The organism is Luteitalea sp. (assembly GCA_009377605.1).
In the GTDB taxonomy this organism is placed as follows: Bacteria; Acidobacteriota; Vicinamibacteria; order Vicinamibacterales; family Vicinamibacteraceae; genus WHTT01.
In genome coordinates, this window is the sequence record WHTT01000330.1 from 1 (window position 1) to 569 (window position 569).

The window sequence follows — 569 nt, forward strand, 5'->3', positions numbered from 1 at the left end:
ATCGAGTGGCGGATCGCGGCCCGCAAGGGCGTGTTGAAGACCATGGCTGAACCGGACCGGGCGGCACAGTCACGCCAGGCAGCGGTGCGCGCGAAGGTCGAGCATCCGTTCCTCATCGTCAAGCGTGACTTCGGCTTCACCAAGACCCGCTACCGCGGGATCGCGAAGAACCTCAAACACCTCAGCGTCTTGTTCGCTTCGGCGAACTGGCTGATGCGGGCCCGTGCCGTCGCCCTGATGGGGTGACGGCGTAGCGGCAGCCTGCCCGAAACCGGCCCCAGGAGGCCCGGACCGGGCCCGGGGAGCGGGTCAAGGGAGGACACGCGTGGCCACTCGACGACCCTCAGCGAAGGCCCCCGACCCGCCCATGACCTGAGCGGCTCTTTGATCAGCGCATCCCTAGCGGTACGCGCGGTGTGGTCGCGCATCGCGATCGATCCGGACGCGGACCGCACCGGGTGTGGCTCGGCTGGTGCGGCGGCCGGCCGCGTGACGGCGACGTGTGCACCGTCGATCAGGTAACCGTGCCCCCAAGGGAAGTTCCTGCGCCTGCCGTGCCGATCCTCGAG

General features: G+C 69.2%; 1 protein-coding gene. It reads right to left on the reverse strand.

Going from position 1 to position 569, the window contains the following annotated elements:
* Window positions 1-149 precede the first annotated feature (149 nt).
* Window positions 150-569, reverse strand: a 420-nt coding sequence (locus tag GEV06_29180; protein MPZ21910.1) for a DUF3097 family protein, incomplete at its 5' end; no start/stop codon positions are given.